Source organism: Moorella humiferrea (genome assembly GCF_039233145.1).
GTDB lineage: Bacteria > Bacillota > DSM-521 > Neomoorellales > Neomoorellaceae > Neomoorella > Neomoorella humiferrea.
The window spans coordinates 468,064-489,048 of record NZ_CP136419.1 but is presented as its reverse complement, the minus strand read 5'-3'; the positions used below and the strand labels follow the sequence as shown (position 1 = coordinate 489,048).

Genomic DNA, 20,985 nt, shown 5'->3' with positions numbered 1-20,985 from the left:
CCTGCCTATGAATTAACGCCTGCTGTTTTTCTTGCCGTCATAGCTGAACACCGTTGTTTTACCGTCAATGACTGTCTCCAGATGGACCGGCCGCCCCCATAGCAGGTAAACATAGGGCAGGGTCTTCTCCAGATAGTAGACGTCGAGCTCTCGCCCTTCATAGCAGTGCTTAAGATAGAGCTCACCCCGGCGCTGGTAGTCGCCGTCCTCAACTACAATATAAGGGAAGCCGCAGTTGGTGAGGCGACTTACCAAGTCATCCCGCACCTTCTCCCAGTCCGTTTCGACGACTACCCATTCCGCTCCTATTTTCTGGTAAAGAAAGAGATCTAATTCTTCCACCAGTTCCTTGGTCAGGTAATTGCGCAGGAAGGACACGTCGTTCTCAAAGCTGCGGACTTCAAAGATTTTGGCCCTGCCCTCCCCGCCCGGCCGGATGTTCTGCTTTTTTTCTTCCGGGGAGGGGTTTTCCCAGCGTCTTTCAATATCCTCAAAAATTTTGCTGCCTACATAGTAGGGATTAATCTGCATCTTCCCCGGCTGAGTAACGACGGCATGGAGGTGGGCAAAATCAATGGTTTCCTTTTCCGTTAAATCCAGTTCCCGCATAATTCGCACATGCCAGTAAGTAGCCCAGCCCTCATTAATGATCTTGGTTTCCATTTGCGGCCAGAAATATCGTATTTCTTCTCGGATCATGGCCAAAATATCCCGCTGCCAGTCCTCCAGTTCGGGGCTATGGCGCATAATAAAGGCTAGCATATCCTTGGTCGGCCGCGGCGGTATTTTGCGGCCGCGCTCTTTCGGCCTTTCCCTGGGTTTGCCGTCCAGGGCCCACAGGTCGTCATAGGGCGTTTCTTTGGGGCGGGAATGGCCCGTGTCCTTCTCTTGTTCATCTTCGGCGCCGGTGAAAACGGAAGGCGGCTCGATATGTTCCTGGATGGACAGGGCGGCGTCGAGGAAAATTTCCACCTCGCGGCGGCCGTATTTAAACTCATACTCCCTTATTTTTTCGGCATGGACGGCCATGGTTTCTACCATATTGCGGGAAGTAGGGACAAAATGAATGTTGTTCTTAAAAAAGTCGCTGTGGGCAAAGACGTGGGCAATGACCAGCTTATTCTGGATCAGATCATTGCCCTCCAGTAAAAAGGCATAGCAGGGATTAGAATTAATAACCAGCTCATAGATACGGCTTAAATTGAAGTCGTACTGGAGTTTCATTTTATAGAAGTGCTTGCCAAAAGTCCAATGTGTGAACCTGGTCGGCATGCCGTAGGCGCCAAAGGCGTAGATGACGTCGGCGGGCACCAGCTCAAAGCGCATGGGAAAAAAGTCCAGGCCGAATTTTTTGGCCTGGTCGTGGATTTCTCTAATGGCCCGCTCCAGAACTTTAAATTCTTGCTCCACCCGGCTCCCCCCACTTCAAACCTGAAAAAAAGGTACGCAGGGCTTGATAGACGTCGTCTTTATCTTTCAGGGCAACTGTTACCAGACGCTCGTCTTTGATACGCTTCAGTACATTCATCAAGGTGCTGGTACGGTAATAGGGGTTGACGATCTCGCCATAACCCAGGAGATTTACCTTTGGTAAAAGTCGCCGCACTGCTTCCAGGCAGGTTTCGTTGTCGCTGGGTAGATTGTCGCCATCGCTGAAATGAAAGGGATAAATATTATAATCGGCAGGAGAATAACGTCTATCGATAATCTCTTCGGCCAGTTGATAGGCTGAAGAACACCGGGTGCCCCCGCTTTCACCCTTGGCAAAGAACTCTTCCTCCGTAACCTCTTTGGCCTGGGTGTGGTGGGCGATAAAAACAATTTCCACCTGCTGGTATTTGCGGCGCAGGAAACGTACCATCCAGAAAAAGAAAGTCCGGGCGATATATTTCTCAAAGGTCCCCATGCTGCCGGAAGTATCCATCATGGCCAGGACGACGGCGCTGGTTTCATAACGGATTTTTTCCTCCCAGGTTTTAAAGCGGAGGTCCTCCAGGGTAATGCCGCCGATGGCGGCCTTTCCTTTTATGGCATTGCGTTTGAGGTTCTCCAGCAGTGTCCGCTTCTTATCCAGATTACCCATGAGGCCTTTGCGGCGGACGTCGCGAAATTCATAGGTGGGGGAAGCCAGGACGGGCTTTTTCTTTTCCTGGAGGTTGGGAAGTTCCAGTTCGCGGAAAAGCATTTCTTCCACTTCTTCCAGGGTCACTTCGGCCTCGTAATAGTCCACTCCCGGCTGGTCACCCGCCCCCGCTCCTTTCCCGGCGCCTTCATGGGCCTCGCGGCCGATGACCGTTCCCTTTTGGGTACCACCGCTGCCCTGGCCGACGTTGCGACCCTGGTTGTAGTTGAACCGAAAGTGGTACTCCTCCAGGCTCCTGATGGGTATGCGAACCACCTTTTTGCCCCTGCCCATGATAATGCTTTCCTCGGTAATTATTTGCGGTAGGTTCTGTCTCAAGGCTTCCCGCACCTTTTCCTGATGCCGCTGCTGGTCCAGATATCCTTTGCGGTGCAGGGACCAATCTTCCCGCGACATGATGTAACGTTCCTCCAAGGTTATCACCCCGGTTCTTTAGCGGTTTAAGAGGCTGCCGGTGTATTTTAACAGCTCGTTGGCGCAAATAGGACAGTAGCCGTGCTGGGAAATAAGGCGGTCGATGACGGCATTGATGCGCTTTAACTGCTCCGGGTCCGGCGTCCTGGTGGAGGTGGTAATCTTGATGATATCCTTCATGTCGGCAAAAAGCTTCTTCTCAATGGCCTCCCGCAGGCGCTCGTGGGAGTTATAGTCAAAGGTCTTACCCTTACGGGCATAAGAGGAAAGACGGATGAGAATTTCCTCTCGGAAGGCCTTTTTGGCGTTTTCGGTTACGCCGATCTGTTCTTCAATTGAACGCATGAGCTTCTCATCGGGGTCCAGCTCTTCATCGGTTATGGGATCGCGCACCTTGGTTTTATTGACATAGGCCTCTACATTGTCCAGGTAATTGTTGAACAGGGCCCGGGCCGATTCTTCATAGGAGTAGACGAAGGCCCGCTGGACTTCCTTCTTGGCGTACTCGTCGTATTCCTGGCGCGCCAGGGCGATGAAATTGATGAGGCGCTCCTTTTCTTCTTTCGTAATAGAAGGATGCTGATCCAGGCCTTCCTTCAAAGCCCGCAGAATGTCCAGGGCATTGATGCAGCGGGTGTCGGAAGTTATGAGGGCGCTGGAGATGCGATTGATGACGTACCGCGGATCGACCCCGCTCATCCCCTCGCCTTCCACCTCGTTCATTAGCTCTACTACGTCCTTTTGTTTAAAGCCCTCTACATCCTCTCCGTCATATAGCTTCATTTTCTTCAAAAGGTCCATACCCTGTTTTTTTGATTCCTTCAAGCGGGAAAGAATGGAAAAGATGGCCGCCGCCTGAAGGGCAAAGGGAGCAATGTGGACGTTGATATCGCTCTGGCGGATCAATTTTTGATAGATCTTTACCTCATCCCGCACCCTCAGGTTGTAGGGAATGGTGATGACCATAATCCGCGACTGCAGGGCTTCATTTTTGGGATTGCTGATAAAGGCTCGATATTCCGCTTCATTGGTGTGGGCGATAATAACCTCGTCGGCCGATATCAAGGCAAAGCGGCCGGCTTTAAAATTGCCCTCCTGGGAGAGACTCAACAGGTTGTACAGGAACTTTTCATCACACTTTAACATCTCCTGGAATTCCATGATTCCCCGGTTAGCGATATTCAGTTCGCCGTCGAAACGGTAAGCCCTGGGATCCGACTCCGAACCGTATTCGGCAATGGTAGAAAAATCGATACTCCCCGTGAGTTCGGCGATGTCCTGGGATTTGGGGTCGGAAGGGCTAAAGGTGCCGATGCCCACCCTTTTTTCTTCCGACAGGATAATCCGTTCCACGGGCACTTCTTCCACCCGGCCGTCATACTTTTCTTCTACCATCAGCTGGCACACCGGGCAGAGGCTGCCCTCGACATATATACCATACTCCTTTTGAAATTCCGGGCGCAGTTCCCGGGGAATGAGGTGCAGGGGTTCTTCATGCATGGGGCAACCTTTAATGGCGTAAAGGGCTCCGTCTTCCGTCTGGCTGTATTTCTCCAGCCCGCGCTTTAACATGGTGACAATGGTGGATTTGCCGCCGCTGACCGGGCCCATGAGAAGGAGGATGCGCTTGCGCACATCCAGACGGCAGGCCGCCGAATGGAAATATTCTTCCACCAGCTTTTCCAAAGTCCGATCTAGCCCGAAGATCTCGTCGCTGAAGAAACGATAGCGCTTGACGCCATCCACTTCTTCTACCCCGGCGGCAGCAATCATATCATAAATCCGGGCATGGGCCAGCCGCGCCAGACGAGGATTTTTAACCACCATAGCCAGGTAATCGGCAAAGGTCCCTTCCCAGTAAAGCCTTTTGGTTTCCTGGCGGTATTCTTCCAAACGCTCTAAAATTTTCACCCAAACCCTCCTCCTTTCTGCCTGAAAGGTAAATGGCAGCCGCGATGAGACAGGAGTATTATATAAATATGAATCATGCACCGGAAAAAGAAGACTGCTGACAGAAGCAGGAAAAATAAGATGGGAAGCCGAATGATTATATAGGGATTGGCAAAAAATATCGCCGAGGTGATGGGTTTGGGCTACAAATACGAGTTTACCTGGCTTATCCGTTTACCAGTAGATGAACTGCCGGAAAAACCCAACGAGCAAAAGGGCGACGGAGAAAACCTGCTCCTGTGGAAAAGAACCAGCGGCAATATTATCCTGGGATACTTCCGCCAGGGTCATAAATTGGCCCACCCGGTAGGCTTGGAAGCCCTGATTGTTACCAAAAGCGAAGAAGTCCTGGGGTACGGCCATATCGTCAAGTCGGAAATCTACGAACTTCCCGATGGCACCATGACGACGGTGGTCGAATTTTCCGTAACCCGTCTCTTCGACGAAGAAGAAAAAAGGGTTATGACCCGTATTTTCCGGGAGATGTACGGACAAAAGCAGAGATAGCGGCCTGCAGGAGGGTTGTTTTTCAGTACCTTTAGGGTATAATGGTAAAGATGGTAAAGAAAAATATTCCGGGGAGGTCAACCTCCATGATTTTAGGCAAGCATTTTACCCTGGAACCCAGTGGCCTTTTAACTTTCACCGACGGGGTGATAGCTCCAGAACCGGATATACGGCGTCTTGCCGACGCCTTACCGGTACTTTATGCCGATGTACCGCCCAGCGATCGACCCCTGTATTATATGTACCGCGGCGTCTGCCTGGATAAGGATAAAGATTTATATGCGCAGCATGACATCCGCTATGACATTACCGTGATCCTTCCGGGAACCATAGGCAAAGAGTATATAAAAACCGTCGGGCACTTTCACCCGTTAAAGCCCCATTCGACAGAAACATACCCTGAATACTACGAAGTCCTGGATGGGGAAGCCATTTACCTGTTGCAGAAAAACAACCGCAGCGGCGAAGTGGAAGAAATCATAGCCGTGGAAGCCCAAAAGGGAGACAAAGTATTCATCCCCCCTTCTTATGGCCACGTGACCATTAACCCCGGCAGCCGCCCCCTGGTCATGGCTAACCTCGTTGAAAGCAACTTTTCTTCCATTTACGGACCCTTCCGAGATAAACGCGGCGCCGCCTACTACTATCTGGAGGGCGAGGACGGAAAAGGCGACTTCGTCAAAAACACCCGCTACCAGAACTCCGTCGCGCTAAAAATGGTCGCCGCGCCCAACCTCAACCAGCCTGTCGCCGCCGTAAAAAATAAATCCCTGTACGAAGCCTTTATAGCCGAGCCGGATGCCTTTAAAATTCTAAAATAACGGTTAAATAAAGGAAAACCCCGGTTTTTATATTGACGGCCGGGGTTTTTATATTGCTTCCAGGGCTTCATCAATCTCGCGTCGCACCAACACATCCTTTTCTTCAAGGCGGGCTTTATTAAGGAGCGAGCGGGCGGACGGCCCCAGACGACCCAGGGCCCAGGCGGCATGCCCCCGCACTATGGGGGACGGCGAGCGCAGGGCCTGTTCAAGAAGGGGAAGGGCAAAAAGATCGCCCCAGTTTCCCAAAAGGAGTACGGCGTTGCGCTGGATTACCGTTTTCCCCCGCCAGGCCAGGGGCGTGGTGCCGAATACTTTAGTAAACTGCTTATTATCCATAGCCAAAATGGCCGCCAGCTCCGTAAAGCGGTAGCTTCCTTCAGGGCTATTGCCCTCCGCCCCCTGCTCCCATAATTGAGCCGGCTCCCGCCCGGCGGCCGGGCAGACTTCCTGGCAGACGTCGCATCCCCAAAGATAGCGTTTAAAAAAAGGACGCAAATCAGATGGCACGACACCCCGGGCCTGGGTAAGATAGGAAAGGCAGCGCGCCGGGTCCAGGCGCCCGGGTGCTACCAGAGCTTTCGTGGGACAGGCCTTTAGGCAACGGCCGCACTCCGCGCAGGTAACAGGTTCCGCGGGTACGCCCGGTTCCAGCTCCAGATCGGTTAACAAAATCCCCAGGGATACCGCCGAACCCATACCCGGGATAATCAAGTTGCAGTTGGCACCGTAATACCCCAGACCGGCCAGATAGGCCGCCTCCCTTTCCAGCAGGGGGCCGCTGTCCACCTGAACGGCCGTGAACTCCGCTCCATTCTGCCGTAAATATTGGGCCAGTTCCTGAAGGCTGTTTTGAAGTTCATCGTGGTAATCGGTTCCCAGGGCGTAGCGGGCGATAAATTCCTTCGCCGGCAGGGAAACGGTAGCGGGGTCGGGATGGGGTTTAGCCACCACTATTAAAGAACGGACCATAGGGTATAAAAGGCGCGGATGGCAGCGTTCTTCTAGGCTGCCGCAGGCAAAGGGAGTTATAATCCCCCTCTCCTCCCGCCATTTTAAAGCGGCCAAACCCCTTTGGAAGGGAAGGGCAGGCGCTATACCCAGGACCAGACCCCGCTCTAGCGCCCATTCCTTAAGCTCCTTTTCCCGCATAAGCCGGTTTCCCTCTCCCCCTTCATTATGGATTAATAGCCCTCATCAGATGCTTCTACCTGGCGGCACTTATCAGGGCCGCAGTTGAACCCACAGATGGGACAAATATTGGCGCCGCCGGGATTCACCTTAAAGGTATTGCCGCAGCGGCTGCAGCGGTAGCTCAAAGGAGCATTTTCAGCACCCATGATTTCCAATCCCTCCTCACATATTCCCCCTTAGTATGGCTCGCCAGAGTTTACCTTATAAGCAGGAATTTTACCAACCATGAAGAAATAATAGTAATCACTACTGGAGGTGATAAAATGGGTGACGCTATTTTTAAGCAGCGCTCAGGTTTTCTGGGTGTGGGCATCGTTGCCAAATGCGGCGTTCTTACGCCGGAGCAGCTGGTCGGCCTAGCGGAACTGGCGCGAAACGTCGACTGCCGGTACTTAAAATTGACGACGCGTCAAACCCTCATCTTTGTCATCCCGGAAGAAAGGCTCGACGACCTGCGGAAGGGAATTGCCGCCCTGGATTTAAAAATCGGGGTATTTGGAGAAATAGTAAGAAACGTCAAGGCCTGCGCCGGCAATGAAGACCTCTGCCAGCGCTCTCTAAGCGATGTTTTCAGCCTTGGTAGCAAAATCCAGGAGCAGTTCATGAATCGGCCCACCCCCTGCGATTTTAAAATATCGCTAGCCGGCTGTCACCGCGGCTGTACCGACCCCCTCTGCGCCGATTACGGCATCATTGCCACCGGCAGTGACACCTATAACGTCTATCTGGGCGGCCGGGGCGGTAGCCGCAAACCCATCCATGCCCGACAAATCGCTACAGGCATTAACGGAGAGGGGGTCATCAGCCTCCTAGACTTCATCCTAGATCGTTACGCGGCCCTGGCCCAACCGCGGGAACGCATCTGCAACACCATCGCCCGCACCGGGCTGGAAGCCTTTCTGCCGCCTGAAGATTTTCTGCAACGCTACCGACCGCCGGAAGAAGATGACTTTCTCAAATTTGCCGGCTTTTAGATTGGAGGTAAAAAAATGAGCGCCCGCAATGTTGATCTGGATAAAATCCAGGGAGCCGTTGACCGCTGTTGCAAAACGGTAGCCGAATGCGGCACCTGCAATAAAGCTCACTGCTTAATCGGTTTTGCCCAAACAGCCCTGGCCTACGCCCGACAGAAAAATACCGTTCGCATTCCTCGGGGGAATGAACTCATCCCCCAGGACGACTTGCGGGTATACTACCAGCAGGATTTAATTGCCGCCCTGGTAGAAGTATTACTTGAGTGCCAGGACTGTCGCGACAACCATGAAGAGGAATGCGTAATCAACGTCACCCGGCGGGCCCTGGAGCTGGCTCTGCTGGGCGAAAACTTCGACTACGAGGGCAGCGTTTCCGCCTACCTGATGCAGGTCGCCCGCCATAACCCCGCTATCGGCGGCAGCCTTCTGGCGACCTACCAGGAGCGTAAAAAGAAAAAACAGGAAAGCTAAAATTAAAGCCACCGGAAGCATTACCCGGTGGCTTGTATTTTTCCCTCGCCCTTTTTCATCCGGCCCGGCGGCTGTTCCTTTTTAAAATGGCCGGCATGATATCAAAAAAGAGCTGCACCAACCGAGGATCGAATTGTTTGCCCGAGCCGTCTACCAGTTCATTAATCCCATCCAGCAAATTTTTAGAATACTGATAAGCCCGGGAAGAAGTCATGGCATCAAAGGCGTCGGCCAGGGAGATAATCCGCGCCCCCAGGGGAATATCGCTGCCCTGCAGGCCGTAATAACCCTTGCCGTCCCAGCGTTCATGGTGGTAGGCCACCAAAGGCTCAAGGACCTCAAAACCCTCCTGGGCGGACAGGATCTCCACCCCAAATTCCGGGTGCCGGCGCATTACTTCCCATTCATGATCGCTTAACCGGGCCGCCTTGTGCAGGATGGCGGCGCGCACCCGCACCTTTCCTATATCGTGCAAAAGGCCCCCTAAAGTTATGATGTTTACCTCTTCCTGATGTAAACCCAGTCCCTCCGCCAGAACGCCGGCTAAATTACCGACATTGCAGGAATGCTGGTAAGTAGTCATGCTGTGCTTACGCAGGCGCTCCAACAGCACCGCCACCTCTGGTGCCAGCGACACCGGGACCACTCCTCTTCCCGCCTTTCACCATTTTAAACTATTTTTAGACAGCACTCAAGGAAATCCTTTACCCTTTAAGGAGCTTTTTCAACACTTTCCCCGTAGGGCTCTTAGGGAGCTCGGGTACAAATTCGAAAAGGCGGGGGATCTTATAAAGGGCCAGGTGCTCCTTTAAAAATTCCTGCAAATCCCGTTTATCAGCGGTGGCTCCTTCCTTCAAAACAATATACGCCTTCACCGTTTCGCCCTTCAGGGGATCGCCGACACCTACCACTGCCGCTTCCTGAACGGCCGGATGGGTCAGGAGAACTTCCTCCACTTCCCGGGGATAAACGTTAAAGCCTCCCAGGATGATCATGTCTTTTTTGCGGTCGACAATGTAAAAATAGCCGTCCTCGTCCCGCCGGGCCAGATCGCCGGTGTGAAGCCAGCCGCCCTTTAATGCTTCGGCCGTTTCCTCCGGCCGGTTGTAATACCCGGACATAACGTTCGGCCCGCGCACGACAAGCTCCCCTACCTCATTCACAGGGAGTTCACGATCGTTTTCGTCGACAACTTTCACTTCTATTCCCGGCAGGGGCAGGCCGATAGAACCGGGCTTGCGAACACCGTAAAGGGGATTCAGACAGACTACCGGAGCCGCCTCGGAAAGGCCATAACCTTCCACCAGGGGAAAAGAAAATTTCTCCTCAAAACCACGGTGTACCTCCGCCGCCAGGGGGGCACCGCCGGAAATGGCGAACCGCAAACTCTTAAATTGACCCTTTTCACCGAGGCGCAGGAAAACGGCATACATGGAGGGAACGCCGCAGAAAATAGTAATGTTCTCTTCGGTCAGGGTCCGTAAAGTGTCTTTAGGTTGAAAACTCTCTTTTATGGTAATGGTACTGCCAAGGTAGAGGGGAAGAAGGACACAGGTTGTCCAGGCAAAGCTGTGGAACATAGGTAAGACACAGAGGAAATTGTTATCCGGTCCGAGGTGGGAAACGGCATCCATGGCTTCAATGTCGGCCATAAAATTCCTGTGGCTCAACATGGCCCCCTTCGGCCGCCCGGTAGTGCCGGACGTATAGAGGAAAACGCAGATGTCATCCTCCGAGGCGGCAATCGGCTCCGGCGGTGGTGCGGCTTGGGCCTTTGCCGCCGTATTTTCGTCAAGGACCACCAGATGTTTGAGACCTAAACTGGAGGCCTGCTGCGGCGAAAGGCCTATTCGCTCCAAAATCGCCTTGTGGATCACCAGGGTGCTGCAACCGGAGTCTTTGATTATAAAGGCGATTTCTTCCCGGGTAAGCATCAGGTTCAAAGGCACGGCGATGGCCCCGGCCTGGATGGCCCCCAGGTAACTGTAAATAAATTCCGGACAGTTAGGTGAACATATAGCCACCCTCTCCCCAGGGGTGACGCCCATTTGCTGTAACAGCCCTGCATATGCTTTTATCCAGGCAACCAGCTCAGGGTAAGATATCCTCTTATCCTGGAAAACCAGAGCCGGCCGGGCATCCGCCTCCCGATGCTTCTGCGGTAACTGCCAGAGTAACATTAGATATAACCTCCTCCAAAAAAAGACAAGTAATATAAAGATTCCCCGCCTTTCGGTTTTTTCCTGCCGCTTTGAGGTATATGGCAGAAAAATTCGTTAAATGAAGATAAAAAAAGGAGCAGGCACAATGCCCCTCCTGATTTGTACTGCCCTGCGGCAGCCATGTTTGACAAATTTGTGGTTCAGGTTTTTTTCACTTCACATAGACCTTCCTTGTAAGGCGGGTAGCCGGAAATCGGATCAAAGTTACGGGGGACAAGCATATTCACATTGGCCTGCGGCCAGCCATGAAATACGTCGATTACCCCCGGGAGAACAATATTGGTGACGCTGGCCTTTAGTTTAATTTCACCGTGGGGTGAAGCAAGGATAACGTCGTCACCATCTTTGATGCCCCTGGCTGCGGCATCTTTAGGATTTATACGAACCACCGGCTCGGGCATAAATTGATTTAACCACGGCAATTCCCGCAATTTGCTGTGGGTATACATGGGTACACGAGAACCTGTGTTGAGTATCAAAGGAAATTTTTTGGCCAGTTCCGGTGTACTTAAAGGACTCTCCAGGGGCTCGCGGTAAACCGGCAGGGGATTAAATTTGTATTGAGCCAGAATCTGAGAAGCAATTTCCACTTTACCACTCGGCGTTGGAAAACCTGGCTCGCCGTCCTGGCGTAAAAGCCCCAGTTCATATTTGCGGAATTTATTCGGTCCTTTAGGAGGAATTTCCAGGCCTTCGGGGTGCTTACGCAGGTCATCTACAGTAAGGTTTAAAGGTTTCAGCAGTTCATTTAGAGCAGCTTCCTCATCGCCATGCCAGAATTCTTCCGGATAACCCAGTCGGGTCCCCAGTTCAAACGCTATCCGCCAATCGGACCGCGCTTCTCCTAAAGGCTTTATTACCGGCTCGCGCAAGTATATCTTGCGCCCGAATATAGCCAGCGGTGCCATGCGTTCATAGGTCATAGCCGCTGGGAGCACCATATCCATAAAGTTATGGGTCCAGGGGCGTAAGTAGTAATCGGCTGCCACAGAAAACTCCATCCTGGCAATAGCCTGCTGGTACTGTGTTGTCTGGGGCCACATCATAGCATTGCCGCCGAACATGACCATAGCCTTAAGCAGGCCTTTTTCAACATATTCGGGCAGCATATTCATTTGGATTTCATTGATGTAGTGGGCCCATACGGGGAAGTATTCTTTATCAACCCGTTTATCTCTAATCTGCGGGAAAATATCGGTTTCCCTGTTAAACGCCGGGTTACCGGCAAAAAGATCAAAGGGAAGGGGTTCCGTGGGGATGGTTACTCCCCCTTCAACATCAAAATTGCCCGTTAGAGCAACCAGGGCAAGTATCGCCCGGTGGTTCTGGATGGCATTGGAGCTGTGAACGGTCGGAGAGGCGCTGCCGATCCACGTGGCAGGCTTTTCAGTGGCAAAAAGTTTTGCTGCTGTCTCAATTTTTTCCTTTGGAACCCAAGTAATTTTTTCTACCCTTTCCGGAGTAAACTCCTGGACATAAGCTTTTAATTCCGGGAATCCCAGGACCCACCTGTCGACAAATTCCCTGTCATACATCCCCTCACGGATTATAACATTTATTAGACCCAATGCCAGGGCACCGTCTGTACCCGGCCTGAGCTGCAGATGAATATCCGCCAGACCACTTACTGTCGGCGTAACCCGGGGATCAACAACAATAAATTTAGTGCCTCTTTCCTTGGCTTCATGCAACTTCCAGTGTCCGTATGGACCAGACCAGGCCGGGTTTTTACTCCAAATTAGACAAGTCCTGGTCTTCGGCGTAGGGTCACTTCCCAGAGTTACCAGGCCAAAAACCAAAAGCGACGCCAGGGCAGCCGCCCGGAAGCATGTCGAACTTTCATTGCCATAGTTAGGAGATCCAAAAGTGTACGCCAGTCGCTGAACAGCCGAACGGGGCTCTTTGGGATCACCCACATAAAATAGAACCTTTTCCGGCCCTTCCCGTTCTTTAATTTCATTTAATTTCTTGACAATCGTGTCATAGGCTTCATCCCATGATATCCGCTGCCACCCGGGATCCGGATCGCCTTTGGGGCGGGTACGCTTAACGGGGTATAGCAGCCGTTCGGGATCGTAAAGCTCTTGCAGGCTGGCAATTCCTTTTGCACACAACGGTGCATTGGGATAATTTTCCCGAGATTCAACCCTAACTATTTTACCATTTCTTATTACAGCGTTGATTCCACATTTCGGTGTCTGGTTGCACATATCGCAATAGGTATAAGCAAAGGTTTCCCGGCTGTTATCCTCGGCGTACGCCGGACTGGTTTGATGGAAAAATCCCTTTCCTGTCGCCAGGGTTATACCGGTCAGGGCAGCCGACCCTTTAATAAAGGAACGTCGTGTAAGTTTAATCACTGGCCATCCCTCCTTCTATCCTTAATAAGCGTTTATACCGCCGGTGGGCGCTGCTTATCGTCAAAGAGAGCTTTAATCCATAAGGAATGATGGGAACGGGCATATTCCATGGATATACGTCCTTTAACCATAGCCTGTATGCTTTCACGAGAATAAGGATGTAATAACGCCAGATAGGCGTGGCCGATTAAAACCGCACCTAACACCATCGCTCCCAGGGAGTGAATCGGCCGCGACCAGGCAACGAAGGTCGGAGAAAATTTAGCAGGGTATAGCATGGGCCAGCCGGTGATGATCATTATCAGAAAACCAATAATAGTTAAGATAGAATTCAGCTTTTGACCGGCATTATATTTTCCCTGTTCCGGCAGCGTCGCCTTCAGGCCGAAAAATTTAGCAGGATAAGCACGAATAAACGACCAATCGGATTTCGTCCAGGTGAAGCATTCTTTAAGCCATTCTGCTGTTGCCCTGGGAGCACCGAAGACGAGAATTAACAAAGTCAAACAAGTAAAAGGGTAGGCCATAAAATGGTGTATTTGTTGGAAAAATTTCAACCCCTCGCTGCCAAGGGTAGCACCGAAGCCGCGGAAAACAAGGGCCAGACCTGTCAAAAGCAGGGCTACAACAGAGATGGCGTGACTCCAATGTCCAAGACGCACTGCCGGGCTGAAACGTTCAATGCTGTCAAGAGGCTTCCTGTTATCCATTTGCTATTCCCCCTTCCTGATTGAATGGATGACAATACTACTGGCGACAGCCACGGCAGCAATACCCATTACAGCTTTGCCGGCAGGATGGACCACTTCCTTCCAGAAGCTGACAAAAGCAGGTTCTTGCAAATCTGGTGGCAGCTTACTTAAATCAAGCCCCGCAGGAGGTACATAATAAATACTGGTGCCTTTAATATTTATTGCCTGATGTTTCTCGATGTACTTTTTAACAGCACTGTCAGGTGCATCAAGGTCACCAAAAATGCGGGCTTTGCCCGGACAGTTGACCACACAGGCCGGTAGTTTTCCATTGGTAACTCGATGAATACAAAAAGTGCACTTTTCTGCCACATTAAGTCTGTGGTTCTTATATAATTCCTCTTCATAAGGCATAAGTTTATCTTTAAAATTTGTTGTCTCGCGTTCATTCATAATACGTGCTTCATAGGGACAGGCAGACAAGCAGTAGCGGCATCCGATACACTTGTCGTAATCTACGGCAACAATTCCGTTTTCCATTTTTGTACTTGCCCCCGTGGGGCATACTTTAACACAGGGTGGGTTATCGCAATGCATACATTGGGTGGGTATGAAAGTCTGGCGGGCACTAGGAAATTCAGCCCATTCAACTGTATGCACGTGGTTCCAGTTAACTCCCGGCCGTGTCCCGTTTTCCATCTTGCAGCTAACAACACAGGCATAACAGCCGGCACACTTCTTTAAATCAAAGATCATTGCCAAACGTGTCAACTCTTCCCCCTCCTTTTGTTAAAGATTATTCATAATAATATTTTAGGATCAAGTGAAAGTTTACACAATAGACCATCCAGTGGAAAAAACAAGCCGGGCGGTTTAGCCCGGCATCCTTAATAGTCTAAGCCCAGGAATTATAGTAGTCTAGTCATTCGTGATCATTTGCAATCATCATTAACTGGTGTCGGTTGGAGATACCTAGTTTGCGATAGATATTAAGCAAATGATTATGGACTGTATGGGCGGAAATATGCAGGTGCGTGGCAATTTCCTTATTCTTTAACCCCCGTCTCGCCAGAAGAAAAATCTCCTTTTCCCTTTTAGACAACAGCTTTTCGCTTTTCAATAGTTGTTCTCCATCTCCAGTATTTCTCGCTTCTTGATTATGCTTGCAAATAAAGTTGTTGATAAACTTGAAGACTATCCCCGTAACGCGTGGATCGAGATATGCTTTATTTTGATATACACATCTAATAGCCGCAGCTATCTCTATTCGTCCGGCCTCTTTAATGATAAATCCATGAACACCTGACTTAATAGCAGTAATTATTATATCCCTATCTGCAAAAGCGGTAAGGATAACTATCCGCATCCGGGGTGCAACTTCATGAAGAAAGTCCAAAATTCGCAGGCTGTTTTCATTACCTAATATTACATCGAGTAACAAAATATCAGGTTGTAACTGTTCAACTGTAGCTATCAATTGCGAAAGATCACCAGCCTCACCTATAACGTTAAAATCAGGTTCAACATCTAATGCTGCATGTAAACCTGAACGGTAAATCGGGTGATCATCGGCAAGAACTATTCTGATCTGTTCCATATTAAACCACTTCCCATAGTTCCTATTGGGGGAATAGTAATATCTATTACAGTACCTTTACCCGGTTCACTATTTAAGATAAAATCCCCACCAAGCATTTGTGTTCTTTCTTTAATTGAAATTAAACCAAAATGCTTGTTATCTACATTTCTATCCCCTTTTAACTTATTAACGTCAAATCCCCGTCCGTTGTCAGCGACATAAATCTGTATGCAGTCCCCTTTAAAAATTACTTTAACAGTCGCTTCACTAGCATGAGAATGTTTCTTAATGTTCGTTACTGCTTCCTGGACTATACGAAAAATCTCTACTTGTACCATCTGGTGGACACCAGTAAAATTCTTGGTAATTTCAGCATTAAATTTAATATTAGTATTCTCGGCTACTCTTTCCAGATAATTTTCCAGGGATTTTGCAAGCCCTTCTTCCATATACGGGGCACGTAATTCAAAAAGCATTTCTCTCAATGTATCATAAAGATTCTGTAATTTATATTTTATTTCATGTGCTCTTTTTATCATGTTTTCTTCATAAATACTAGTAATAAAAGTATCAAAATCTAAGATTATACAACCCAGGGTTTGTGCTACACTGTCATGCAATTCCATAGCCCAGCGTTTCGATTCCCTCTCCTGGGCATGATGAACGTTTATCCTTAATTTGCGGCCCGGACAGGGACAACTTTCTGCCTTTACCGGGCACACTTCCTTTTTATTAAAACTGGGACATTGTTGTAACAAATCATTTCGTAACGAACTCACACCACCCTGACCCAAAAAATTCCCTCCCCGACAGCTATTTATTGTTAATTTACAGCAAGCTAATCATATATAATATTCTTTCAAAATGAGTATTTTCCTTTCCATATTTTATATTCGATATGGCTATCATAGCCATCGTGTAGATCCTCACATTAATTCATCCCAAAATAATTCCATGGTTGCAAATTGAACAATCTGCTTCTGAAGTTAATACCAGGAGAGTATGAGAATCCCATTTCACTTTACGCCGGTATTTAAACTATAGATGGGTTTAGTCCGTCTTCTGGAAGGCGTGCTGCTTGGGGGCGAATCGAGTAGAATATTGGCTGGGAGGGTTTGCCATGCAGCTGATATTCTACACCACCGTGTCGCCCGAAGAGTACTGCCGCCAGGGTAAAGATTTCCCTTTCCCGGAGCCCGATTATTGTCCCCACTGCCGGATAAAGGTGCCGCCCCAAAAACACGGTTTTTTTGACCGTAACGCTATTACCGCTGATTTCAGCGGCCACATCTTAATCCGGCGTTACTACTGCCAATACTGCCACACTACCATTTCCTACCTGCCTTCCTTTTGCCTGCCCCGTTTCCAGTATTGTGTTGATTTGATTTTTACAGGCATCAGGCTTATGCTGGAGTTCAATTTTTCCCTGCGGGGCTGCCTTAAGTTTCTAAAAGGGCGCTGCCGGCAGTTCTACTGGGACATCTCGCACCTGCAGTTTTACCTGCGCCGCTTTCTGGCAAGCTTAAAGTCTATCATGTTAGGCCTACGTCAAATCCTGCCCCGGGTCCAACTACCGGAGGAAATGCCCGCCAAAAAGGAAGGAGCCCAAAAGGTACTCCGCCTCATTACCACTGGATTTGCCCACATCCAGTCCTTCAGTACCAGGTTTTACGAGGCTTTGGGGTACGCTTTTATGGCTCCTTTGCCCAATATTTTAGCATAACCGGAGCCCTTCTGGTACCCCCGGAGGTGAAAAATGGCGGCAACAAAACTTTTGTCTGGGGACTACTTAGCGGCAATGTTATCATGAACTTTGAGGGCGCCTCAGGCTGTAAGCGCTTACGGCCTCCTAAATTTTTACATGCAGTACTCAAGGAGGCTGGGGTTCTTTATGCTTTCTTCTCAAGACCGGGAAGAGATCGCCCTTAAAAAGTTTTCTTTGATTGCGCCGGTGCTTAACGGCCAGGTGGAAAGTGGTTGTATCTCTACCGCCGCCATGGCCTGGAGGGTTTAAAACCAGGTTACCGTTCCGACCGGGGGAAAAGCCGGCGGATTACGGAAGAGATGGCCCTAAAAATCGAGGCCAAAAGGCGGCAACCCCCCGCCTTAACGGTCTCATGCTCTATGATGAGCAGGAAATTTGTCAGTGAACTTAATCCGGCCCACTACAAAGCTTGTTATTTTGCTCTCTCCACCGTCGCGGGATTACTGTTTGAGCCGGCTGAAACTTGCCGGCCTCCGTTGGCCCAAACCTTAGCGCTACCTTTGGGCCTGCTTGAACTCATCACACACTAGCTCGTCTTTTCATAGACTAGATGTTGTGCGCCAATCTTTTTAACTTGTTTTCTGCCGGAATAAGCTTAGTTTCATATTCTTCAATTTTAAAATTTAACCTTTCCAGCGCTCTCTTCATTTCTTCAATGCGGGAAAGAAGTTTCTCCCGTTGCTCCATAAGGATTTGTTTTCTGGCCTCTATAGTTTCGTCGCCTTGCTGGAGCAGCGTAATATACTCAATCAGCGTTTCAACTTGAACACCTGCGCTGCGCATACATTTGATGAATTCAATCCACTTACAGTCTTCCTCCGTATAATCAAGGATACCGCTTTCGTTGCGATTTACCCTGGGGATCAGTCCTATACGCTCATAGTAGCGAAGTGTATCCGGTGAAAGGCCAAATTTTTTACTTACTTCCGCAATCGTCATGTAGTTTCACCTCCAATGTTCAATAACTCAAGTTGTTCCTATAAAACCGTCATTTGTAATTTTGTTCCCTTTCGGGGAAATTATTCTGTTGCCTGAGTTTCTTTGTTCGATTTTGTCCATTCTTATTTCCCCTTTCGCTTATGATATCAAACCAAGTCTCTTAAGCCAGTCTGCAACATCTTTGTCTGCTTTGTTAACATTGCTTCCTCGAATGGCTAAACCGGGCAGTACCTTGGCATTCGGACAAAGTTTCTTGATGTCGCGCTCACTGCTTCCCATACCACTGCCTTCATGTGTGCAAAATGGAACAATGGTCTTTCCCGCGAAATCATAAGACTCTAAAAATGTAAACACAGCCATCGGCATCGTTCCCCACCAATTGGGGTAGCCGAGGAAAATCACATCATAAGAACTTATGTCGTCTAGCTTATTTGCAAGCTCTGGTCTGGCATTCTGCCATTTTTCTTCCTTTGCTACCTCTGTTGTTTCTGTATAATCTTCCGGATATGTCTTTACCGTTTTAATTTCGAACATATCACCACCAGTTAGTTCCTGTATTTTTTTTGCTATTACCTCTGTGTTCCCAATCGGCAGATTCATAATCCTGCCATTGACATAATTATTTCCCCTACGAGAAAAATAAGCGATAAGAATCTTTGAATACGCCAATTCCTATACTCCTTTCATACTCCTTTCAAAATCACTGTTTTTATTTGCCCACTATGCATCAAATTTAAGTGTGCCAAGCCATTTCACGGTTTCCGGATCATTATGCGATAAGAACAAGCTCTTTTTTGTGTCTAATGTTGCAATTTTTTCCATATCCTCTTGACTCAATTCGAAGTCGAATATGCTAATGTTTTCGATCATCCTTTCTTTGTGTACAGTTTTCGGGATTGTGACTATCCCTCTTTGAATCAGCCACCGCAAAATCACCTGGGCAACCGTTTTATCGTACTCTTTGGCTATAGATACCAAAACTTCATTCTGAAAGATGTTGTTCCTGCCTTCTGCAAAAGGACCCCAGGATTCTGGTTGTATATTGTATTTCTTCATGAATTCGGTGCTCTCTGTTTGCTGGTAGAACGGGTGTATTTCAATCTGATTCACAGCAGGAACTACCTCGTGGTGAATTATTAAATCCATCAAACGATCCGGTTGGAAGTTACTGACTCCTATTGCCCTAACCAATCCTTCATGATAAAGCTCCTCCATAGCCCGCTAAGAACAATGCACATCGCCAAAGGGTTGATGAATCAAGTAAAGGTCGATATAGTCAAGCTGAAGCCTTTTAAGCGATTTTTCAAATGCTTTCTTGGTCGACTCGTAGCCCGCGTCTTGTATCCAAAGTTTTGTAGTAATAAATAGTTCTTCTCTTTTTACTATACCTTCCTCGATTGCCCTCTTAATAGCCTTGCCAACCGCTTCTTCATTCATATAGGCGGCTGCAGTATCGATTAAACGATAACCAACCATTATTGCATCATAAACACACTGTTCGCATTGCGTTAGGTCGGTAATCTGATAAACACCAAAGCCCAGTATAGGCATCTCAACACCATTGTTCAAAATTACCTTTTCCACAGTTTGACCCTCCTGTTTAATTAATTACATTGCCATGCGTAGTATTTCTACAATATCTTCCTTTCGCAGAGGGGGACGACCTGGAAGCCTTCCTTCTTCATCCTGAAGCACTTTCAGGGTCTCTTCCGCATAACGGAAAAGCATTTCCTCGGTAATTTCTCCAATGCCCAATTCCGACAGGCGCGTGGGACAACCTATGGAACGCAAAAACTCTTCAAACCTATTAATACCCTCCATAGCCAGGCTCAAGTCATCTTTGCCCATTGCCGACAGACCGAAGATACGCTGAGCAAATTGGGCAAAACGTTCGGGACGGACCCTCGCAGCAAAGCGCATCCAAGCCGGGTTCACGACTGCCAACCCTGCTCCATGGGGGATATCGTAGAGTGCGGAAAGTGTGTGCTCGATCATATGAACAGGGTAAGCTCCGTTTGTTCCTACTTGTACCCAGCCATTGAGAGCAACTATCGACGCCCACTGCACCTGAGTACGCGCTTCCAGGTCACTTCCATTGCTAACCGCCTTTGGGCCCCACTCCAAGACAGTAAGGATCACTCCCTCGGCAAATCTGTCCTGAAGAGGAGTCCCGTCTATACCGTTAAAATAACCCTCGGTCACATGGGTTATTATGTCGCACACCCCAAAAGCTGTGTGATTTTTGGGTACTGTCACCGTAAGTTCAGGATCCACCACTGCCACACGAGGATAGAGAACCTCGGCCTGAACGAATGTTTTTAGCTTTTCTCCTTCATCGTCAATCGTGATCACCGCACCGTTGTTCATTTCCGAGCCAGTTGCCGCCAGGGTAGGAACAGTGATAATGGGAAGAGCTCGCTCCGGAAGTCTGGGCACTTGCCCTGCCCGCACAAGCATATCCCTGGGATGTCCTTCATAAAGGACTGAGGCTGCAATTACTTTTGAGGCGTCCATAACGCTACCGCCACCCATACCTATAACCACATCACATGCTTCTTTTTTTGCCAGCTCTGCAGCGCGCACCACAGTTGACAGACGGGGGTTCGGCTCAACACCTGAGAATTCCACCACTGAAACACCTGCTGCCTTCAGACTGGATACTGCTCGTTCTAAGGCTCCACTTTTCTTGACGCTTCCTCCACCAGTGATTAGCAGTGCTTTTTTGCCATACGGACTTACCGCTTTTCCTAACTGCGCCAGCGAACCCGCACCAAAGATAAGCCGGGTTGGGTTATGAAATTCAAATTTCATCATAGGTAACATCTTCCTCCCTAATATTTTGTGAAATTATTTTAATGCTTGGAGTTAACTCCAAGTCAAGCACTTTTAATCAGTAAATATATTATCTCGACCGGCAACTTCTTCACAGCCAATCCCGGCCGAATATTGTCAGC

Annotated in this window: 20 protein-coding genes and 2 pseudogenes; 6 read left to right on the top strand and 16 right to left on the bottom strand. The window is 49.2% G+C overall.

The features are described from left to right. Positions 1-12: 12 nt before the first annotated feature. Genes MHFGQ_RS02415 through MHFGQ_RS02405 form a run of 3 tightly spaced genes read right to left on the bottom strand, consistent with a single transcriptional unit; the run spans position 13 to position 4,468 of the window. The gene (locus tag MHFGQ_RS02415; protein WP_106004554.1) at positions 13-1,410 is read right to left on the bottom strand and encodes a SpoVR family protein; all 1,398 of its coding nucleotides are present in this window, start codon (positions 1,408-1,410) and stop codon (positions 13-15) included. Further along, positions 1,394-2,539, bottom strand: coding sequence for a sporulation protein YhbH (yhbH, locus tag MHFGQ_RS02410; RefSeq protein WP_106004555.1), 1,146 nt, complete (start codon positions 2,537-2,539; stop codon positions 1,394-1,396). Before yhbH ends, MHFGQ_RS02415 begins: the two co-directional genes overlap by 17 nt. Before the next feature lie 36 nt (positions 2,540-2,575). Beyond that, positions 2,576-4,468 carry a PrkA family serine protein kinase gene (locus MHFGQ_RS02405; protein WP_106004556.1) on the bottom strand — a complete coding sequence of 631 codons (1,893 nt, stop codon included), beginning with the start codon at positions 4,466-4,468 and terminating at the stop codon, positions 2,576-2,578. A 171-nt stretch (positions 4,469-4,639) separates the two neighbouring features. Here MHFGQ_RS02405 and MHFGQ_RS02400 point away from each other — a divergent pair, with 171 nt between their 5' ends. Together MHFGQ_RS02400 and MHFGQ_RS02395 are read left to right on the top strand one after the other, a co-directional pair. Beyond that, positions 4,640-5,014: a hypothetical protein gene (locus MHFGQ_RS02400; RefSeq protein WP_106004635.1), complete on the top strand. Its 375-nt coding sequence runs from the start codon at positions 4,640-4,642 to the stop codon at positions 5,012-5,014. A gap of 86 nt (positions 5,015-5,100) precedes the next feature. Beyond that, the gene (locus MHFGQ_RS02395) at positions 5,101-5,835 is read left to right on the top strand and encodes a glucose-6-phosphate isomerase family protein (RefSeq protein ID WP_106004636.1); all 735 of its coding nucleotides are present in this window, start codon (positions 5,101-5,103) and stop codon (positions 5,833-5,835) included. 48 nt (positions 5,836-5,883) lie between these two features. On the opposite strand, the gene queG is transcribed toward MHFGQ_RS02395, so the two are convergent. Continuing rightward, entirely contained in the window at positions 5,884-6,987 is a 1,104-nt protein-coding gene (gene queG / locus MHFGQ_RS02390) for a tRNA epoxyqueuosine(34) reductase QueG (RefSeq protein ID WP_106004557.1), read from the bottom strand. 32 nt (positions 6,988-7,019) lie between these two features. Next, positions 7,020-7,175, bottom strand: coding sequence for a hypothetical protein (locus MHFGQ_RS02385; protein ID WP_170066150.1), 156 nt, complete (start codon positions 7,173-7,175; stop codon positions 7,020-7,022). Positions 7,176-7,292: 117 nt separating this feature from the next. Here MHFGQ_RS02385 and MHFGQ_RS02380 point away from each other — a divergent pair, with 117 nt between their 5' ends. Further along, positions 7,293-8,003 (top strand): nitrite reductase, encoded by a 711-nt coding sequence (locus MHFGQ_RS02380; RefSeq protein ID WP_106004558.1) that lies wholly within the window; start codon positions 7,293-7,295, stop codon positions 8,001-8,003. Between the two features lie 15 nt (positions 8,004-8,018). After that, positions 8,019-8,474 (top strand): hypothetical protein, encoded by a 456-nt coding sequence (locus MHFGQ_RS02375; protein WP_106004559.1) that lies wholly within the window; start codon positions 8,019-8,021, stop codon positions 8,472-8,474. 55 nt (positions 8,475-8,529) lie between these two features. Here the strand turns inward: MHFGQ_RS02375 and MHFGQ_RS02370 are convergent, their stop codons facing one another. From MHFGQ_RS02370 to MHFGQ_RS02340, 7 genes are all read right to left on the bottom strand, one after another. After that, the gene (locus tag MHFGQ_RS02370; protein ID WP_170066151.1) at positions 8,530-9,111 is read right to left on the bottom strand and encodes an HD-GYP domain-containing protein; all 582 of its coding nucleotides are present in this window, start codon (positions 9,109-9,111) and stop codon (positions 8,530-8,532) included. Between the two features lie 67 nt (positions 9,112-9,178). Continuing rightward, a complete protein-coding gene (locus MHFGQ_RS02365) occupies positions 9,179-10,654 on the bottom strand; it encodes a long-chain-fatty-acid--CoA ligase (RefSeq protein WP_106004561.1) in 1,476 nt (491 codons plus the stop codon). A gap of 182 nt (positions 10,655-10,836) precedes the next feature. Continuing rightward, complete coding sequence (locus MHFGQ_RS02360) at positions 10,837-13,056, bottom strand: molybdopterin-containing oxidoreductase family protein (RefSeq protein ID WP_106004562.1); 2,220 nt, start codon at positions 13,054-13,056, stop codon at positions 10,837-10,839. A 32-nt stretch (positions 13,057-13,088) separates the two neighbouring features. After that, entirely contained in the window at positions 13,089-13,766 is a 678-nt protein-coding gene (locus tag MHFGQ_RS02355) for a formate dehydrogenase subunit gamma (RefSeq protein ID WP_106004563.1), read from the bottom strand. Positions 13,767-13,769: 3 nt separating this feature from the next. Then, positions 13,770-14,519, bottom strand: a complete 750-nt coding sequence (locus MHFGQ_RS02350) for a 4Fe-4S dicluster domain-containing protein (protein ID WP_106004564.1) — start codon at positions 14,517-14,519, stop codon at positions 13,770-13,772. 151 nt (positions 14,520-14,670) lie between these two features. Beyond that, a complete protein-coding gene (locus MHFGQ_RS02345; RefSeq protein WP_106004565.1) occupies positions 14,671-15,345 on the bottom strand; it encodes a response regulator transcription factor in 675 nt (224 codons plus the stop codon). Beyond that, positions 15,327-16,121: a sensor histidine kinase gene (locus MHFGQ_RS02340; RefSeq protein WP_146127115.1), complete on the bottom strand. Its 795-nt coding sequence runs from the start codon at positions 16,119-16,121 to the stop codon at positions 15,327-15,329. Before MHFGQ_RS02340 ends, MHFGQ_RS02345 begins: the two co-directional genes overlap by 19 nt. Before the next feature lie 326 nt (positions 16,122-16,447). Between MHFGQ_RS02340 and MHFGQ_RS02335 the strand changes: the two genes are divergently transcribed. Next, positions 16,448-17,050: a hypothetical protein gene (locus tag MHFGQ_RS02335; protein WP_106004567.1), complete on the top strand. Its 603-nt coding sequence runs from the start codon at positions 16,448-16,450 to the stop codon at positions 17,048-17,050. A 168-nt stretch (positions 17,051-17,218) separates the two neighbouring features. After that, positions 17,219-17,436 (top strand): annotated as a pseudogene (locus MHFGQ_RS02330) (helix-turn-helix domain-containing protein); the annotation flags it as partial. 202 nt (positions 17,437-17,638) lie between these two features. Here MHFGQ_RS02330 and MHFGQ_RS02325 read toward each other — a convergent pair. The 4 genes and pseudogenes from MHFGQ_RS02325 to MHFGQ_RS02310 form a co-directional block, all read right to left on the bottom strand. Continuing rightward, positions 17,639-18,031 carry a MerR family transcriptional regulator gene (locus tag MHFGQ_RS02325; RefSeq protein ID WP_106004568.1) on the bottom strand — a complete coding sequence of 131 codons (393 nt, stop codon included), beginning with the start codon at positions 18,029-18,031 and terminating at the stop codon, positions 17,639-17,641. A 138-nt stretch (positions 18,032-18,169) separates the two neighbouring features. Next, positions 18,170-18,700: a flavodoxin gene (locus MHFGQ_RS02320; RefSeq protein WP_106004569.1), complete on the bottom strand. Its 531-nt coding sequence runs from the start codon at positions 18,698-18,700 to the stop codon at positions 18,170-18,172. A gap of 51 nt (positions 18,701-18,751) precedes the next feature. Continuing rightward, positions 18,752-19,615 (bottom strand): annotated as a pseudogene (locus tag MHFGQ_RS02315) (aldo/keto reductase). Positions 19,616-19,639: 24 nt separating this feature from the next. Then, positions 19,640-20,845: an iron-containing alcohol dehydrogenase gene (locus MHFGQ_RS02310; RefSeq protein WP_106004570.1), complete on the bottom strand. Its 1,206-nt coding sequence runs from the start codon at positions 20,843-20,845 to the stop codon at positions 19,640-19,642. Positions 20,846-20,985: the final 140 nt, after the last annotated feature.